The organism is Sphaerisporangium sp. NPDC005289 (assembly GCF_040607455.1).
Taxonomy (GTDB): Bacteria; Actinomycetota; Actinomycetes; order Streptosporangiales; family Streptosporangiaceae; genus Sphaerisporangium; species Sphaerisporangium rhizosphaerae.
The window spans coordinates 106,745-123,512 of the sequence record NZ_JBEXGS010000024.1 but is presented as its reverse complement, the minus strand read 5'-3'; the positions used below and the strand labels follow the sequence as shown (position 1 = coordinate 123,512).

Genomic DNA, 16,768 nt, shown 5'->3' with positions numbered 1-16,768 from the left:
CGGCCCGCCGCGGGCGCGGCGGCGGTGACCACGCGCACGCCACGTCGGGGGACGTCACCTCCGGGGTCGCCATAAATACGGATCTACCACTACCATCCATCAGACACCGGCCGTAACGGCCGGTCCGCCTAATCCCAGGTGCCCCGCCTGGGAGCCGGGGACCCATCGGTTCCTCTGGGGTGAATCCACGCGTGTGGTAGGGCGTCTCCGGCCCGAACCCGTCAGCTAACCCGGTCGGCAGATGGAGAGGAGCGGGCTCTGCCCCTGTCTTCCGGCCGCCACGGTTCCGTGGCCGCCTGCGCTCTGATGGTGGCCGCCCTGGTGCTCGGCCCGTCCACGGCCGGCGCCGCCGCCCCCAAACCCACCGAGAAACAGCTCAAGGCACAGCTCGCCGCCCTCGGCAAGCAGGTCGACAAGCTGATCGCCCAGTACAACGCCAAGCGCGTCGCGGTCGCCAAGGCCAAGGACGCGGAGAAGAAGGCCCGTGAGCGGCTGAAGGCCGCGGAGACCGAGCTCACCGCCTCCGAGGGCCAGGTGGGCGACATCGCCCAGCTCAGCTACCAGGCGGGCAGCGGCCTCGGCATGATGCGCGAGCTCATGTCGCCCGGTTTCGGCGGCGCCGCGATGCTGCAACAGCTCCAGGCCGAGCAGTCCGCCGAGATCGGCCGATATGCCACGGCCCGTGACGCCCGCAAGAAGGCGGCCGACGACGCGGCCGCGCTGACCGACGGCCTGCGCGACGACGTCGTCGAGGTGACCGCCCAGCGCAGGGACGCCGAGAAGCTGATCGGCCAGATCAAGGACAAGCTGGACCGGCTGGTGCCCACCGCCCCGGGCAAGCAGGCCAACGGCAGCTGGGCGCCCGAGCTGCCGGCCGGGAGCGAGAACATCACCCCGCGGATGCGGCTGATGCGCGCCGAGGTCAAGGACCACTTCCCGCTGCGGTTCCCCGTCGGCTGCTACCGCCCCGAGAACAGTGGCGAGCACCCGCTGGGCCGGGCATGCGACTTCATGCTCAGCTCCGGCGGGGCGATGCCCTCGCCCGCCGGCGTCGCGATGGGCGAGCAGATCGCCGCCTGGGCCATCAAGAACGGCGGCAAGCTCGGCGTGAAGTACGTGATCTACCGGCAGCGGATCTACAACCTGGGCTTTCCCGGCTGGCGGTCGATGGCCAACCGCGGCGGGATCACCGCCAACCACTTCGACCACGTGCACATCTCGATGTACTAGCCGTCCGGCCGTCTTGCCGCCGGTGAAAGTTCCATCCGGACACTCGCCCGGAGGATGTATTACGGTGACCCGCCGCCCGGTGACCGGGCGGCGGGCGTGGCACCGCGACGTGCCTGCGGGGCGCCTGCCGCGCGGCCCGGCGCCGGTGGGGCCGATCAGCCCGGCAGGCGGATGGGGTTGACGATGTCGGCGTAGATGAGCAGGCTGCTCATGGCGATCAGGAAGATCGCGACCGTGTACGTCAGCGGCAGCGCCTTGGCGATGTCCACGTGCCCCGGCATCGGGCGGCGGCGCACCCGGGCGTAACCGCGCTTGATGCCCTCCCACAGGCCGCCGGCGATCTGGCCGCCGTCCAGCGGCATCAGCGGGATCAGGTTGAACATGCCGATCGCGAGGTTGAACCCGGCCAGGAGCTGGATGAAACCGGCGATCTTGTTCTCCAGCGGGATGGCCGCCGCGGCGATCGCGCCGCCCAGGCGCCCGGCGCCGACGACGCTCTGCGGGCTGTTGAGGTCACGCTCGGCGCCGCCGAAGGCCGCCTGCCAGACCCCGACGAGCCTCTGCGGCAGTTGCAGCAGTGCCGAGCCGGTGCGCCTGACCAGGTCGGCCATGGCGCCGACGACGTACCCGAGCCCTTGCTTCTCCACGACGAGGGTGGGGCTGACGCCGAGGAAGCCGACGTTCTTGTCCAGCTTCTCCGGGTCGTCGAGGGAGGGGCGATCTTGCGCGATGAGCGTGGCGTTCAGCGTCATCGGCTTGCCGTCGCGCTCGATGCCGATGGCGACCGGGCCTGCGCCATGGGTGCGGATCAGCGTACTGGCGTCGTCCCAGGAGTTCACCGGCCTGCCGCCGAACGAGACGATCTTGTCCTTGGCCCTGAGCCCGGCGAGCGCCGCGGGCGTGGACCGGTGGGCCGGGGTGCACTGCTGGCCCTTCTCCTGCTCGGCCACGGTGACGACGCACTTTGAGACCTCGGCGACCACGGGCTTGGGCACCGAGATGCCGAAGCCCATCAGCACGATGGCGAACAGCACGAAGGCCAGCACGAAGTTCATCGCGGGACCGCCGATGAAGATGATGACCTTCTGCCACCAGGGCTTGCGGTACAGGACGCGGTCGGCGTCGCCGGGCTTGACCTCCTCCAGCGCCGCCTGCCTGGCGCTCTCGATGAGCGCCTGCCACGGCCCGGTGGAGATGTTGCGAAGCTTGTTCGGATCATCGTTGGGCCGGGGAGGAAGTGCCCCGATCATGCGGATGTAGCCGCCCATCGGAATCCACTTCAGGCCGTATTCGGTATCGCCGCGGCGGCGCGACCACATCGTGGGCCCGAAACCGACCATGTACTGCGTGACCTTGACGCCGAAGAACTTCGCGGGCACCAGATGGCCCAACTCGTGCAGGGCAATGGACACGGCCAACCCGACGAAGAAGATGAGAAACCCGGCCACTGCGAGCCAGCTCATAGGTGCTACCCCCACGTCGGAGAAGATGCCTTCTGTTTGGATTGCCCGTTCCGAGCGTAACCGAACGCGCGAGGGCTTCGGCCGCCGCCGGAAAACAACACTCAACGACCAAGCGTAGGAGTGACTTGCGCGCGGTGGAGCGAATCGGGAGACTGCATTGACGGTACGCAATCATGTAGACACCGTGGGATATGAGTCGGCGTAGCATAATTTGCCGGTTCTGTTCCCAAGGACCAAGGGAGCACCTTGATACGCATCCTGGTTGCCGAACACCTACCTCTCGTCCGCCGGGGCCTCGTCGCCTCGCTGAACGGCGAGAAGGATCTCATGGTGATCGCCGACGTCGCCTCCGGCGAATACATCGTGCCGGCAGCCATGGAACTCACCCCGGACGTGGCGGTGGTCGACGTCGACCTCCCCGACGTCGACGGGCTCACCGCCGCCGCGCGCCTGCACCAGAAGGCGCCGCGCTGCAAGGTGCTGCTGCTGTCGGCGCGGCCGAACCCCGGGCAGGTGCGCCGGGCCTTCGCCGCCCACGCGCTCGGCTTCCTGAGCACGAACGTGGCGCCCGAGCATCTGGCCGACGGCATCCGCCGCGTCGCCTCCGGGCGCAAGGCCGTCGACTCCGACCTCGCCATCGCGGCGCTCACCTCGGCCGACAACCCTCTCACCCCCCGCGAGCAGGACGTCCTGCGCATCGCCGCCCAGGGCGCCTCCTCCAAGGAGATCGCCGCCAAGCTCTATCTCTCTGTGGGAACGGTCCGAAATCATCTGTCGCGCATCATCTGCAAGACCGGAGCCCGCAACCGCGCCGACGCGGTGCGCATCGCCGCCGAGACCGGCTGGCTCTGATCGCGTTGGGCGCGGGGGGCTACGGCCGCCAGATGAGGATCAGCGCGCAGTCGTCGTTGTGCCCGGCCGACATGGAGTTGACCAGGGGGCGGGCGCCGTCGTGGAAGCCCGAGGGCACCAGCCGCTCGGCCTCGCCGAGCAGCCGGTCGAGCCCGGAGTCGATGTCGCGCCCGGGCTGCTCGATCAGGCCGTCGGTGTAGAGCATCAGCGCGTCGCCCTTGCGCAGCACGCCGCTGTCGGGCTCGCAGTGCAGGTCGGGGACGACGCCCAGCACGACGCCCTTGGCGGCCGACACCTGCCAGGTGCCCGTGCCCGCGTCGAACTTGACCACCGGCGGGTGCCCGGCGGAGGTGATCTGGTACGCCCCGGTGGACAGGTCGAGCCGGAGGTGGACGGCGGTGACGAAGCCCTCGCCCTCGGGCTGGCGGTGCAGGTAGGCGTTGCAGGCGGGCAGGAAGGACTCGACCGACCCCAGCAGCCCGCCGAAGGTGCCCGAGAGCATCAGCGCGCGGGTGCCGGCGTCCACGCCCTTGCCCGACACGTCGACCAGGGCGACCTCGAGAACGTTCCCGTGGCGCATGGAGACCAGGAAGTCGCCGCCGAAGGAGGAGCCGCCCGCCTGCTTGAGCACGACCCGCGAGCCCCACTCTTTGCGGTTGAGCGGCGGCAGCTCGCCCTGCCGCTTGAGGCGGTCGCGCAGTTCGAGCAGCATCGCGTCCCCGCGCAGCCCCTGGACGCCCAGCTTGCCGCGCGTGCGGGCCATGAGGAAGGCGAGCACGGTCGTGAACCCGATGGTCACCAGCAGCCCCGCGCCGACGGAGCGCACGCCGAGCGTGGCCGCGATGTAGCCCAGCGCCACGGCGACGGCGCCCACCAGGACGGCCAGGCTGCGCATGCGGAGCTGCAGGCCCCCGACGAGAGTGGCCAGGATGAACAGGCTCGGTGAGAACCACTCGGTGGAGACGCGCGCGGCGAGGGCGCCGAGCGCCAGCGTGGCGACGCTCAGCGTGATGAGCAGGTTCCGGTCACGCGCCAATGGCCCCCTCCGCAGGAACCGCACGATCCGCACCAGGAACGGGATGCGAACCAAGATCGCGCGGAGCCGCGGGGGGATCAGCGGCGCCGGACGGGAAGTCATGATGCGCTCGACTCTATCTGCCCATCTGCCGTTTGGGCAGCCGACTTGACCAAGACCTTGATCATTAAACGGGGATATTAGGTGGCCGATCCGGTTTGCCCGGTCATAACGTTGGCCAGGTGAACAGCGAACAAAGCACGCGGCCGGGCATGGTCATCCGTCCCATCGACGAGTCGGAATGGCGGGCATGGCTCGACGTGGACGAAGAGGCGTTCTCCGAGGACAACTCCCCCGCCCGCGCCGATGCGTTCAGGTCGCTGCTGGAGTTCGACCGGTCGCTCGGGGCCTTCGACGGTGACCTGCTGGCCGGGGTGGTCGCGGGGCTGACCTTCACGATGACCGTCCCCGGCGGCCCGAAGCCGGTCTGCGGCGTGACCGCCGTCGCCGTGCTCCCCTCCCACCGGCGCCGGGGCGTGCTCACCTCGCTGATGCGGCGGCAGCTCGAGGGGCTGCACGAGAGCGGTGAGCCGGTCGCGGCGCTGTACGCCACCGAGGCCGCCATCTACCAGCGGTTCGGGTACGGCAGGGCCACCGACAATCTGTTCCTCACCATCCCCGCGCGCTCCCCGTTCGCCGCGCACGCGCCGGTCGACCCCTCACTGCGGTTGCGCGTCGTCAGGCCCGCGGCCGAGGCGCGGGCGGACCTGCAGAAGGTGTTCGACACCGTGCTGCCGACCCGTCCCGGCCTGTACGCCCGCAACGACGCCAAGTGGAACATCCTGATGGCCGACGACCCCGACCACCGTCGCGGGGGCAGCGCGCTGCGCTGCGTGATCGCCGAGGACGACGCGGGGCCGCGGGGGTACGCCCTGTTCCGGGTCAAGCCGGGGGTCACCGAGAACGACGTGCCCGACGGCGAGCTGCGGGTGGTCGACCTGTTCGGCCTGGACCCCGCGGCCTACGCCCTGCTGTGGCGCCACGTCCTCGACCGCGACCTGTGCTCGCGGGTGCGCGCCCCCATCCGCCCGGTCGACGACCCGATCATGCACCTGCTCGCCGAGCCCCGCCTGCTGAACGCCGGGTTCGTGGACGAGATGTGGGTGCGGGTGGTGGACGTCGACAGGGCGCTCGCCGCCCGCGCGTACGCCGCGCCCGTGGACGTCGTCCTGGACGTCCAGGACACCGTGTGCCCGTGGAACGCCGGGCGCTGGCGGCTGTCGGCCGGCGCCGGCGGGGCCGTCTGCGCCCGCACCACCGACCCCGCCGACGTGGAGCTGCCGGTGAGCGTGCTCGGCGCGGCCTACCTGGGCGGGCGGACGCTCGGCGCCTACCAGGCCGCGGGCGTCGTCCGCGAGACCCGCCCGGGCGCGCTGCGCGCCCTGTCGGCCGCGATGGCCTGGGACGTCGCGCCGTGGGGCGGCATGATCTTCTGACACCCGCCGGGTTTCCGGCGGCGCTGTTCTAGGCTTGGCCCATGGCACTGCAGAGCTTGCAGATCACCGCGATCACGGCGATGCGGGCGCGCGACGTCTCGCGTCCTTCGTCCGACCAGCAGGAGGCCGCCGACCGGCGGCCGCTGCGCGACGAGATGGCCCGCAAGGCCGACGCCCCGCGCAAGGGCGAGCCCGCTCGCAAGCCCGAGCCGCCGCGCAAGCCCGACCCACGCCGCCGCAAGGAGGCCTAGCGGCTCAGCGGCCCGGCAGGGGCGGGATGCCGCCGCCGGTCTCGTAGGCCGAGATCTGGTCGATGCGGCGCTGGTGGCGCTGCTCTCCGGAGAACGGCGTGCTCAAAAAGACCTCGACGAAGCGCGTGGCCTCCTCCAGGGAGTGCATGCGGGCGCCCAGGCTGATGACGTTGGCGTCGTTGTGCTGCCGCGAGAGCGAGGCGGTCTGCTCGCTCCAGGCCAGCGCCGCGCGGACGCCTCGCACCTTGTTCGCCGCGATCTGCTCGCCGTTGCCCGACCCGCCGATCACGATGCCGAGGGACCCGGGGGCGTTCACCACGCCCTCGGCGGCGCGCAGGATGAACGCCGGATAGTCGTCCTCGGCGTCGTACACGAACGGGCCGTCGTCGACGACGTCGTGGCCGTGCTCCTTCAGCCAGGAGACGAGGTGGTTCTTGAGTTCGTAGCCGGCGTGATCGGCGGCGATGTAGACGCGCACGCGCCCATTGTCGCAGCCCGGCTTCCCTCGGGTCCATCGGGCCGCGCCGTAGGCGGATCACCGGCCCCCACCGGCGCGGATTCCGTTACAGTAATAGGCGGTTGGCCACATGACCCCTTACAGGAGAGTTTCATGCGTGAGATCCGCGTGATCGGGGACCCCGTCCTGCGCACCCCCGGCGAGCCGGTCACGTCCTTCGACCGCGATCTTCGGCGGCTGATCGACGAGATGATGGAGACGATGTACGCCGCCGACGGCGTCGGCCTGGCCGCCCCGCAGATCGGGGTGTCCAAGCGGCTGTTCGTCTACGACGCCAGCGGGCGCAAAGGGCACGTCGTCAACCCCGAGCTCACCATCGACGACGCCGAGGAGGTCCTCGACGAGGAGGGCTGCCTGTCGGTGCCCGGCCGCGACACCGGCAAGCCGCTGTACGCCCGCACGCCGCGCGCGGCGGGGGTGAGCGTGCGCGGGTTCGACCGGCTCGGCCGGCCGGTGCGCCTGAAGGCGCGAGGGCTGCTGGCCCGTTGCTTCCAGCACGAGTACGACCACCTCGAAGGGGTCATCTACGTCGACCGCCTGCCCAAGAACGCCGCCCGCGACATCCTGCTGCGCACCCCCTGACGCATCTCGGGTCACAGAGCGCGTCGTCAGGCGGCCTTGGGGCCGCCCGGCGTCATGGGCGGTCGTCGTGCCCCACGGGCACGGGCGCCGCGCGGCGGGGCGTCCACAGGCGGGCGACCAGCCAGAGCAAGGGCCGGGCGACCAGGCCCAGGCCGGCCAGGAGCAGCGCGGCGACGACGACCCACTCGTTGGAGCCGCCGGGGCCGTACACGTGGCCGCGCCGCCCGGTGTCGAAGGCCGGGGAGGTGGCGCCGGCGGTGAAGGTGCCGCGCTCGCTGCCGTAGAACCCGATGTCCTGCCGCACGTCCCTGCCGTCGCGCGAGCGGAACGTGCCGGTCCACGAGCACTGCTCGTGGCCGGGGTGCTGGATGCAGTCGAGCCGGCGGGCGGTGAAGGTGCCGGGGATTCCGTCGCCGCGCAGGGCCGCGATGGCCGGCCCGGCGTTCTGGACGGCCAGCAGCATGAGCAGCAGCCCGCCGAGCGCCAGCGCCATCTCGAACGCGCTGACGCGGCGCGCCGTACGGACCGACGGCTTCACGCGACCGCCCTCCTCACTACAGTTGCAGGGACTTGACCTCGAGGTACTCCTCAAGGCCGAACTCCCCGAGCTCACGTCCGACCCCCGACTGCTTGTAGCCGCCGAACGGGGCCGAGGTGTTGAACCGGCCGCCGTTGATCGCCACCTGGCCGGTGCGCAGCCTGCGCGCCACGGCCACCGCCTCCTCCTGCGTGCCGCCCCACACCGCGCCGGAAAGTCCGTAGGGGGTGCCGTTGGCGATGTCCACGGCCTCGTCGACGGAGGTGTAGGGGATGAGCGAAAGCACCGGGCCGAAGATCTCCTCCTGCTCGATGACCATGCCCGGCGCGACGCCGGCGAAAACGGTCGGCTCGACGTAATAGCCGCGTTCGAGCGGCCGGTCGCCGCCGCCGGCGACCAGCCGGGCGCCCTCCTCCTGACCCCGGTTGAGGTAGTGGACCACGCGCTCGCGCTGGGCGGCCGACACCAGGGGGCCGAGGCGGGTGCCCTCCTCGAACGGGCCGCCGAGGGTGTAGGTGCGGGCGAGGGCCGCGGCCTGGCCGGCGGCCTCGTCGTACCGGTCACGGTGCACGAGCATGCGGGTGAGGGCCGAGCACGTCTGGCCGGAGTTGATGAACGCCCCCGCCACTCCGAGCTTCACCGCGGTCGCCAGGTCGGCGTCCGGGAGGATCAGGTTGGCCGACTTGCCGCCGAGCTCCAGCGCGACGCGCTTGACGGTGTGGGAGGCCAGCGCCGCGACGCGCCTGCCCGCCCCTGTGGAGCCGGTGAAGGACACCATGTCGACGCCGGGGTGGGAGGCGATGGCCTCGCCCACGACCGGCCCCGGGCCGCTGACCATGTTGAACACGCCGGGGGGCAGCCCGGCGTCGTGCAGGATCTCGGCGAAGGCGTAGGCGGCGAGCGGGGCGACCTCGCTCGGCTTGAGCACCACCGTGCACCCGGCGGCGAGGGCCGGGGCGACCTTGCACACCACTTGGTGCAGGGGGTAGTTCCACGGGGTGATCGCGCCGACGACGCCGACCGGTTCGCGCAACACCAGCGAGTCGCCGACACGGGTCTCCCGATCGCACCGCTCCTCGGCCAGACGGGCGTGGTCGGCGAGCACCGCGGCGGGCATCAGGGTCTGCACCTTGAGCGCGAAGGTGTACGGCGAGCCCATGTCGGTGGCGATGGTGCGCGCCATCTGCTCGGCGCGTTCCTTGAGGAGGTCGGCCGCCGCTTTGAGGATCTTGCCCCGGTCGGCGGCGGCGGTGCCCGACCACGCCGGGAACGCGGCGCGGGCGGCGGACACGGCCCGGTCGACGTCACCCGGGGAGCCCGCGGGAACCCGGTCGATGACCTGCTCGGTCGACGGATCGACGACGTCGATGCCCTCGCCGGACGAGGAGGATACCCAGGCTCCTTGCACGTAAAGCTGACGCATGCCCCTCGATTCTCGCGCGCGGTCGTCGCGGCGGACGGTCACCCCGCCGGGCGGCGCGCCTGCGCCGCCCGGCGGGCGCGACTGCCGAGACCACGGTGCCACGCCGTCGCCGCCATCTGCCGCCTGTCATCTCACATAACGGTCAGGGAAGGAGAACGGATCGAGTTGACCATGGCTTTCAGGCAGGGCGCAACCCTCCGCACGCATCCGGTCACGGACGGGCCGCGGCCCGTCCGGTCAGTCGAAGATCGGCTCCCGGGTGCGCGAGCGCTTCAGTTCGAAGAACCCGTCGGTGCCGGCGACGAGCCGCACGCCGTCCCACAGCCTGGCGGCCGCCTCCCCCTTGGGTGCCGGGGAGATCACCGGGCCGAAGAAGGCGACGCCTTCGACGGAGATGACGGGCGTGCCGACCTCCTGCCCGACCAGGTCGATGCCGTGCGCGTGCGACCGGCGCACGGCGTCGTCGAAGTCGGTGGAGTCGGCGGCGGCGACGAGCTCGCGGTCCAGGCCGGCCGCCTCCAACGCGTCGGCGAGCAGCGCGCGCAGGGCGGCGACGGCGTCGAAGTCCTCCTCGCCCTCGGCGGGCCTGAGGCGGCGCTCGTTGTGGATGCGGACGCCGATCTGGGTGTAGAGGTCGCCGATGACGTGCTCGCCGTACTTCTCGGCGGCGGCCTGCACGACCCGGACCGGGGCCATGGCGTCACGGAGATAGTCGCGGTACTGCTCGGGGATGTCCTTGTCCTCGTTGAGCACGAACAGGCTCATGATGTGCCATCGCGGCTCGACGGGCCGTACCTTCTCCACCTCCAGCACCCAGCGCGAGCTCATCCAGGCCCATGGGCAAAGGGGGTCGAACCAGAAGTCCACCGGGGTTCGTTCAGTCATGGCCAGCTTCCCTGCTCCTGCTCGTGGCGGATGTCCCGATACATCTGCCAGCCCCGGCCACGCGTGCGCTATTCCCAATTCCTGGTATCTCGGTGGGAAATCATTTCACCCGCGACCCCTGATGTCCCTGCACCGGTGCGGCATCATGGCGCCCGACGTGGCAGGATTCATGCATTCCTCTCGCGAAGGGGCAGAGGAGATCGGCGATGAGGAGCGGATGTGGCAGGCAATCTGACCCGTGACGAAGCCCGGGTGCGGGCTCGTCTGCTCAAGGTGCGGTCCTACTCGGTCGAACTCGACCTCACCGAGGGCGAAGAGCGCTTCGAGAGCGTCACCACGGTCCGATTCTCCTGCGCCGAACCGGGCGCGACGACCTTCATCGAGCTGGCCGAGGCGAAGATCCGCAAAGCCGTCCTGAACGGCGCCGAGCTCGACGTGACGACCTACGACGCCGAGACCGGCCGCCTGCCGCTGCCCGGCCTGGCCGCCGACAACGAGCTGCTCGTCGACGCCGACTGCAGCTACATGCGCACCGGCGAGGGCCTCACCCGCTTCGTCGACCCGCTCGACCAGAAGGTCTACCTGCACTCGCAGTTCGAGACGGCCGACGCCCACCGCATGTACGCCTGTTTCGACCAGCCCGACCTGAAGGCCGCCTTCGAGCTCGGGGTGCTGGCGCCCTCCGACTGGGAGGTCATCTCCAACGCCGCCCCCGACTCCGTCGAGGAGCTCGAGGAGCACCAGGGCCGCCACGGCGCGCTCCAGCGCGCCAAGCGCTGGCACTTCCCGCCCACCCCGGTGCTGTCGACCTACATCACCGCCCTGGTCGCCGGCCCCTACGCCGTGGTCCGCGACGAGCACGACGGCATCCCGCTCGGCGTCTTCTGCCGCGCCTCCCTGGCCGAGCACCTGGACGCCGGCAACATCTTCGAGGTCACCAAGCAGGGCTTCGACTTCTTCCACCGCGTGTTCGGCCTGCGCTACCCGTTCGGCAAGTACGACCAGGTGTTCGTCCCCGAGTTCAACGCCGGGGCCATGGAGAACGCCGGCGCGGTGACCTTCCTGGAGGACTACATCTTCCGCTCCCGCGTCACCGACGCCATGGTGGAGCGCCGCGCCGAGACGATCCTGCACGAGATGGCGCACATGTGGTTCGGCGACCTGGTCACCATGCGCTGGTGGGACGACCTGTGGCTGAACGAGTCCTTCGCCACCTACATGTCGGTGCTGTGCCAGGCCGAGGCCACCCGCTGGGGCCAGGGCGCCTGGACGACCTTCGCCAACGTGGAGAAGTCCTGGGCCTACCGCCAGGACCAGCTGCCCTCCACCCACCCGATCGCCGCCGACATTCCCGACATGCAGGCCGTGGAGGTCAACTTCGACGGCATCACCTACGCCAAGGGCGCCTCGGTGCTCAAGCAGCTGGTGGCCTACGTCGGGCTCGACAACTTCCTCGCCGGCGTGCGCGACTACTTCGACGAGCACGCCTGGGGCAACACCGAGCTGAAAGACCTGCTGTCGGCGCTCGAGCGCACCTCCGGCCGCGACCTGTCCTCCTGGTCCAAGGAGTGGCTGGAGACCGCCTGGGTCAACACGCTGCGCCCGTCCTTCACCGTGGACCCCGAGGGCCGCTTCCTGCACTTCGAGGTGCTCCAGGAGGCCCCGGCCGACTACCCGACCCTGCGCTCGCACCGCGTCGCCATCGGCCTGTACTCCCGGGTGAACGGCTCGCTCACGCGGGTCAAGCGGGTGGAGCTCGACGTCGTGGGCGCCCGCACGGCCGTGCCCGAGCTGGCCGGCGAGGCTCAGCCCGACCTGATCCTCGTCAACGACGACGACCTGACCTACGCCAAGATCCGCCTGGACGAGCGCTCCATGCGCACGCTCGTCGACGGCGGCATCGCCGGCTTCGCCGAGTCGCTGCCGCGCGCGCTGAGCTGGTCGGCCGCCTGGGACATGACCCGCGACGCCGAGATGGCCACGCGCGACTACGTCCGGCTGGTCACCTCCAACGTCCACGCGATCGCCGACATCACGGTCCTGCAGACGGTGCTGCGCCAGGCGCGCCTGGCCGCCCAGCAGTACGCCGACCCGGCGTGGCGGGCCACCGGCCTGGCAGAGCTGTCGGCGGCGCTGCGCCGGCTGATCGCCTCGGCCGAGCCCGGCTCCGACCACCAGCTCGCCTATGTCAACGCCTTCACCGCCGGGGCCACCACCACCGAGGACCTCGCCTTCGTCAAGGGCATCATCGAGGGCACGTCGGTCCCCGAGGGCCTGAGCGTGGACGCCGACCTGCGCTGGACGCTGACGCACGCGCTGGTGTCGGGCGGCGTGCTGTCCGCCGGCGACATCGCCGAGGAGCTGCGGCGCGACCCGTCGGCCCGGGGCGAGCAGTCTGCGGCCATGTGCCAGGCGGCCATCCCGACCCCCGAGGGCAAGGCCGAGGCCTGGTCCAAGATCACCGGTGGCGCGCTGAGCGGCGCGGCGCTGCGCTCGACCATCGTCGGCTTCATGGACCCCGACCACGTCGAACTGCTCCAGCCCTACGGCGAGCGGTTCTTCCAGGAGGTCGGCCGCATCTACAAGAGCTGGCCCTCCGACAGCGCCCAGCGGTTCGCGATGGGGTGCTACCCGGCGCTGCTCATCGACCCCGGGACGGTGGCGAGGACGCAGGACTACATCTCCGCCGAGCAGCCGGTGCCGGCGCTGCGCCGCCTGCTGATGGAGGGCGCCGACTCCATCGGCCGGGCCCTGCGCGCCCGCGCCAAGGACTCCTCGGCCGTCTGATCCACCCCTCCTCCGGGGCCCGCCCGCCGGCGGGCCCCCTCGCTCCGAGGTGCACCCTCCTTTGAGCCCGGCCCGCCTGGTGTCCAAGTCCGGTTGAACGCCAGGCGGGCCGGTCGGCCGCACGTTCCGCGGCCGGCCCTCCCAGCGGGCTGTAAGCCTCCTGCAAGCGTTCCGCGGTGACATGAGAGCCAGCGAAAACGGCAGCGGCCGTTCACAGCGGGCCACGACCGGTCTACTGTGCGCGCTGTCACCGTAAGCCGGGAGGCCCCCATGATCGCTCTCGCCGTCGTCGGCGTCCTCGCCCTCGTGTCGCTCTTCCTGGTGGTCTCCACCTACAACGGGCTGGTGCGCAGGCGCGGCGCGGTGGACAACGCCTGGGCCCAGATCGACGTCCAGCTCAAGCGCCGCCACGACCTGATCCCGAATCTGGTGGAGACCGTGAAGGGGTACGCCGCGCACGAGCGCGGCACCCTGTCGGCCGTGGTGGCGGCCCGCGGGCAGGCCCTCTCGGCCCAGGGCCCGCGCGACCAGGCCTCCGCCGAGAACCTGCTGTCCGGCGCGCTGAAGAGCCTGTTCGCGGTCTCGGAGGCCTACCCCGACCTGAAAGCGGACCACAACTTCGCCGCCCTCCAGGACGAGCTGGCCACCAGCGAGAACCGCATCGCCTACTCGCGGCAGTACTACAACGACGCCGTCCTGACCTACAACAACGGCATCCAGACGGTGCCGGCGAACATCGTGGCCGGCATGACCGGCTTCCAGGCGCGCGAGTACTTCCAGGCGCCGGGCGAAGAGCGCGGCCCGGTCCAGGTCCGTTTCTGACGCCCCGATCCGATGATCTTCGTTTGGGCCGCGGCCGCCGCCGTCGCGCTGTGGCTGGCCCTGCTCGCCGCGATGGCGTTCGCCACCCGCAATCCGGGCATCACCCCGGGGCCGCCCACCAGCGAGCTGGGCGAGGAGTCCCCCGCCCTGGTGGACCTGATCACCGGCGACTGGCGCCTGTGCGACGAGGCCGCCTCCGCCACGCTGCTCGACCTGGCCGCCAAGGGCGCGGTGCAGATCGAGGAGATCGGCCCCGAGCTGTCGCTGGTGCGGCTCGGCACGCCCCGAGCACCGCTCGCGCCGTACGAGAAGCTGGTGCTGGACCACGTGGCCTCGCTCGCCACCGACGGCGTGGTGGCCACCGGGGCGCTGGCCGAGGGGGCAAGGAACCTCGGCCGCTGGTGGAAGAGCTTCCGCAAGAAGGTCATCGCCGAGGCCCGCGAGAAGGGCCTGTCGCGTCCGCGGTGGAGCCGCGCGCAGGCCGTCCTGCTCACCGCCGCGGCGGCCGTGCCCGCCGTCGCCGTGGGCGTCGCGGTGGCCGCCACCGCGGACGACGGCCATGAGGGAGGCGGCATCGGCGCGGGGTTCATCGCGCTGGCCGTGCTGAGCGCTCTGATGGACAGGTTCAACGGCGAGCGCGGCACGGCCCTGGGAGCCCGGGTCGCCGGCCATTGGCTGGGCGTGCGCGCCCACCTGTCCGGCGGCGGCTTCGCCGACCGGCCCGCCGCCTCGGTGACGATCTGGGGCAGACATCTGGCGTACGCCGCCGCCCTGGGGCTGGCCAGGCGCGCGGTCACCAGCCTGCCGATCAGCGTCCCCGCCGACGACAGGCGGGCCTGGTCGGACTTCGGGGGCATGTGGCACGTGGTGGACGTGCGCTATCCCCGCCGCATCCTGTGGGGGCGCCCGCCCTGGCCGGTGGTGTTCGGCGGGGTGGTCGCCGGGCTCGCCACGGGGTTCTGGCTCTGGCTGCTGGGCGTCGTCGCCAAGGCCCTGACCGACTGGCCGGACGCGCTGGTCATGCCGGTCGCCTACCTCGGCGCGGCGGTGGCGGCGGGCGTCCCGATCGCCTTCGCCATCGCCGACATGACCACCAGGACCGAGGTCGAGGGCCAGATCGTCCGGCTGCGGGCCTTCCGGGTGGGCGGGGACGAGCATCCCAAGTACGCCTACTGGGTGGCGCTGGACGACGGCCGGCGGCGTCAGGTCAAGGCCCTCGGCGCCGAGGAGGAGCTGTGGCGCCCGCTGGCCGAGGGCGACAGGGTCAGGGCCCGGGTCGGGCGGAGGCTGGGCTGGATCCACGAGATCGAGATCATCGAGCGGTCGCGGCACCGCGGCGCGGCGTCCTACGACGACACCGGCGAGCACGTCCTGCACGCCCCGGAGAACCTCGGCGAGGTCCCCCTCCGCGCCAGGGACGAGGCCCACGGCCCCGACCACCCCGCGGACCCGTTCGCGCCGGCGGGTCTGGTGACGCCGGACGACCTGCGGCGCGTCCTCGGCGTCGCGGTGGGCGAGGCCGGGCCGTACCCGGACGCGCTGCCCACGCCGGCCTGGCTCGCCGTGCGGTCCTGCCGCTACCGGGCGACCGGCGGCACGCCGGTGACCGTGGACGTGCACGCGGCGGCGGGCGCGCGCGGCGGCTACCTGATGGTGCTCGGGCACCTGCTGACCCGGGTCGAAGGACGCCAGGTTCCCGGCATCGGCGGCGCGGCCATGCTCTACCCCGGCGTGGTCGCCGCCCGCACCGCCGAGGGCACCTTCGCCATCCACGTCCACTCCCCTGCCGGCCCGCCGCCGCCCGACGCGCTGGTCGAGCTGGCCCGCGCGGCCGCCGCCCGCATGGACGGAAGATCGCCGGTGGCGTGAGAGGGTGTCCGGGTGGACGAGCCACTTGTGCCCCCCTACCCCCTCGCTCCGCTCGACCTGCTCACCGCGCTGGCCCGGCGGTACGCCTTCGGCGACCTCGGAGCCCTCGCTCCGCTGGTGATGCCGGAGCCCGGCGCCATCCCCGCGTTGTGCGAGTTCGGCCAGCGCCTGCTCACCCTGGACGCGGAGGACTTCGCCGCCGAGGTCGACGCCAAGGCCGTTCCGGCCGCGCTGCGGCGCCGCGCGCGCGAGTGCCACATGCCGCAGACCCCGCGCGAGCAGCCGCGCGGCGCGCTGTCCTCGCTGCGGCCCGCGTACGGGCTGCTGCTGGAGGTCATCCAGGTGCGCTGGCAGCGGCGCGAGCTCAGTTCGGTGATGTCGGCGCTGCACATCGCCAGCGAGTACCTGCCGCTGCTGGCCTTCGAGCCGGTGCTCGGCCACGCCGGCGACCCCGCGCGCTGGCCGCAGGGCCTGCGGGCGGAGGGCAGCCGGTTCGGCGTGATCGGCGACCGCGACTGCGACCACACCAAGCCCGAGAAGTCCGCGGCCGAGCGCACGCTGCGCGTCGCCCACGAGCCGGGCGAGGGCTGGCGGGCGTACTTCGACCGGCAGCACAGCCAGCTCTCGGGCGCCATGGCGGCCTGCGTCGCCAAGTGCCGTAAGCCCTGCACGGCGATGGACTGGATTCCCGAGCCGGCTCGCGATGGGCTGGGCCTGCGCTGCAAGGTGGCGCTCACCTTCGCCGACACCCCGCTGGTCCGGCTGCGCCACGCGGCGCCCGTCGGCCACGGGTTCGGCGTGCCGTCCCCGGAGGAGGTGCTGGACGCCTGGGAGCGCAGCCGGTCCTATCTGGACAAGAACGACATCGGCCACGAGGCGACGCGCGAGGACGGCTTCCCGCTGCCCGGGCTGCCCAGCCTGTTCTCGGCCGTCGCGGCGGCGCCCATCGCCACCTCGGCCCTCCTGTCCGACGTGGCCGCCCACCTGGTCACGCTCATCGGCGCGCCGGCGTTGCGCGGCGCCGGCGTGTGAGCCCGC

15 protein-coding genes and 1 riboswitch are annotated in these 16,768 nt (G+C 71.9%); of the genes, 9 read left to right on the top strand and 6 right to left on the bottom strand.

Annotated features, from left to right (window positions below):
* Positions 1-115: 115 nt before the first annotated feature.
* Positions 116-254, top strand: a riboswitch (cyclic di-AMP (ydaO/yuaA leader).
* A gap of 34 nt (positions 255-288) precedes the next feature.
* The gene (locus ABZT47_RS32380) at positions 289-1,230 is read left to right on the top strand and encodes a hypothetical protein (protein ID WP_354850663.1); all 942 of its coding nucleotides are present in this window, start codon (positions 289-291) and stop codon (positions 1,228-1,230) included.
* Between the two features lie 155 nt (positions 1,231-1,385).
* Here the strand turns inward: ABZT47_RS32380 and ABZT47_RS32375 are convergent, their stop codons facing one another.
* The gene (locus tag ABZT47_RS32375) at positions 1,386-2,693 is read right to left on the bottom strand and encodes a site-2 protease family protein (RefSeq protein ID WP_354850658.1); all 1,308 of its coding nucleotides are present in this window, start codon (positions 2,691-2,693) and stop codon (positions 1,386-1,388) included.
* Positions 2,694-2,939: 246 nt separating this feature from the next.
* Here ABZT47_RS32375 and ABZT47_RS32370 point away from each other — a divergent pair, with 246 nt between their 5' ends.
* Positions 2,940-3,545: a response regulator transcription factor gene (locus tag ABZT47_RS32370; RefSeq protein ID WP_354850656.1), complete on the top strand. Its 606-nt coding sequence runs from the start codon at positions 2,940-2,942 to the stop codon at positions 3,543-3,545.
* A gap of 19 nt (positions 3,546-3,564) precedes the next feature.
* Here ABZT47_RS32370 and ABZT47_RS32365 read toward each other — a convergent pair whose 3' ends face one another.
* Complete coding sequence (locus ABZT47_RS32365; protein WP_354850653.1) at positions 3,565-4,683, bottom strand: PP2C family protein-serine/threonine phosphatase; 1,119 nt, start codon at positions 4,681-4,683, stop codon at positions 3,565-3,567.
* A gap of 119 nt (positions 4,684-4,802) precedes the next feature.
* Here ABZT47_RS32365 and ABZT47_RS32360 point away from each other — a divergent pair, with 119 nt between their 5' ends.
* Both ABZT47_RS32360 and ABZT47_RS32355 read left to right on the top strand, forming a co-directional pair.
* Positions 4,803-6,056, top strand: a complete 1,254-nt coding sequence (locus ABZT47_RS32360; RefSeq protein WP_354850650.1) for a GNAT family N-acetyltransferase — start codon at positions 4,803-4,805, stop codon at positions 6,054-6,056.
* A gap of 41 nt (positions 6,057-6,097) precedes the next feature.
* Positions 6,098-6,307 (top strand): hypothetical protein, encoded by a 210-nt coding sequence (locus tag ABZT47_RS32355; protein ID WP_354850647.1) that lies wholly within the window; start codon positions 6,098-6,100, stop codon positions 6,305-6,307.
* Positions 6,308-6,311: 4 nt separating this feature from the next.
* On the opposite strand, the gene ABZT47_RS32350 is transcribed toward ABZT47_RS32355, so the two are convergent.
* Positions 6,312-6,785: a ribose-5-phosphate isomerase gene (locus ABZT47_RS32350; RefSeq protein ID WP_354850644.1), complete on the bottom strand. Its 474-nt coding sequence runs from the start codon at positions 6,783-6,785 to the stop codon at positions 6,312-6,314.
* A gap of 132 nt (positions 6,786-6,917) precedes the next feature.
* Here ABZT47_RS32350 and def point away from each other — a divergent pair, with 132 nt between their 5' ends.
* Positions 6,918-7,406, top strand: coding sequence for a peptide deformylase (gene def, locus ABZT47_RS32345; RefSeq protein WP_354850642.1), 489 nt, complete (start codon positions 6,918-6,920; stop codon positions 7,404-7,406).
* A 52-nt stretch (positions 7,407-7,458) separates the two neighbouring features.
* Here the strand turns inward: def and ABZT47_RS32340 are convergent, their stop codons facing one another.
* From ABZT47_RS32340 to ABZT47_RS32330, 3 genes are all read right to left on the bottom strand, one after another.
* Entirely contained in the window at positions 7,459-7,944 is a 486-nt protein-coding gene (locus tag ABZT47_RS32340) for a hypothetical protein (protein ID WP_354850639.1), read from the bottom strand.
* A 16-nt stretch (positions 7,945-7,960) separates the two neighbouring features.
* Entirely contained in the window at positions 7,961-9,367 is a 1,407-nt protein-coding gene (locus ABZT47_RS32335) for an aldehyde dehydrogenase family protein (RefSeq protein WP_354850636.1), read from the bottom strand.
* Between the two features lie 237 nt (positions 9,368-9,604).
* On the bottom strand, positions 9,605-10,252 hold the full coding sequence (locus ABZT47_RS32330) for a disulfide bond formation protein DsbA (RefSeq protein ID WP_354850634.1): 648 nt from the start codon (positions 10,250-10,252) through the stop codon (positions 9,605-9,607).
* A 219-nt stretch (positions 10,253-10,471) separates the two neighbouring features.
* Here ABZT47_RS32330 and pepN point away from each other — a divergent pair, with 219 nt between their 5' ends.
* From pepN to ABZT47_RS32310, 4 genes are all read left to right on the top strand, one after another.
* Positions 10,472-13,039 (top strand): aminopeptidase N, encoded by a 2,568-nt coding sequence (gene pepN / locus ABZT47_RS32325; RefSeq protein WP_354850631.1) that lies wholly within the window; start codon positions 10,472-10,474, stop codon positions 13,037-13,039.
* 270 nt (positions 13,040-13,309) lie between these two features.
* The gene (locus ABZT47_RS32320; protein ID WP_354850628.1) at positions 13,310-13,861 is read left to right on the top strand and encodes a LemA family protein; all 552 of its coding nucleotides are present in this window, start codon (positions 13,310-13,312) and stop codon (positions 13,859-13,861) included.
* A gap of 12 nt (positions 13,862-13,873) precedes the next feature.
* A complete protein-coding gene (locus ABZT47_RS32315; protein ID WP_354850625.1) occupies positions 13,874-15,730 on the top strand; it encodes a hypothetical protein in 1,857 nt (618 codons plus the stop codon).
* Between the two features lie 12 nt (positions 15,731-15,742).
* Positions 15,743-16,762, top strand: a complete 1,020-nt coding sequence (locus tag ABZT47_RS32310) for a hypothetical protein (protein ID WP_354850622.1) — start codon at positions 15,743-15,745, stop codon at positions 16,760-16,762.
* Positions 16,763-16,768: the final 6 nt, after the last annotated feature.

Coding starts and splice junctions, on each gene's coding strand:
- def (WP_354850642.1), top strand. CDS start 6,918: ATGCGTGAGATCCGCGTGATCGGGGACCCCGTCCTGCGCACCCCCGGC.
- ABZT47_RS32335 (WP_354850636.1), bottom strand. CDS start 9,367: ATGCGTCAGCTTTACGTGCAAGGAGCCTGGGTATCCTCCTCGTCCGGC.
- ABZT47_RS32355 (WP_354850647.1), top strand. CDS start 6,098: ATGGCACTGCAGAGCTTGCAGATCACCGCGATCACGGCGATGCGGGCG.
- ABZT47_RS32320 (WP_354850628.1), top strand. CDS start 13,310: ATGATCGCTCTCGCCGTCGTCGGCGTCCTCGCCCTCGTGTCGCTCTTC.
- ABZT47_RS32330 (WP_354850634.1), bottom strand. CDS start 10,252: ATGACTGAACGAACCCCGGTGGACTTCTGGTTCGACCCCCTTTGCCCA.
- ABZT47_RS32365 (WP_354850653.1), bottom strand. CDS start 4,683: ATGACTTCCCGTCCGGCGCCGCTGATCCCCCCGCGGCTCCGCGCGATC.
- ABZT47_RS32375 (WP_354850658.1), bottom strand. CDS start 2,693: ATGAGCTGGCTCGCAGTGGCCGGGTTTCTCATCTTCTTCGTCGGGTTG.
- ABZT47_RS32315 (WP_354850625.1), top strand. CDS start 13,874: ATGATCTTCGTTTGGGCCGCGGCCGCCGCCGTCGCGCTGTGGCTGGCC.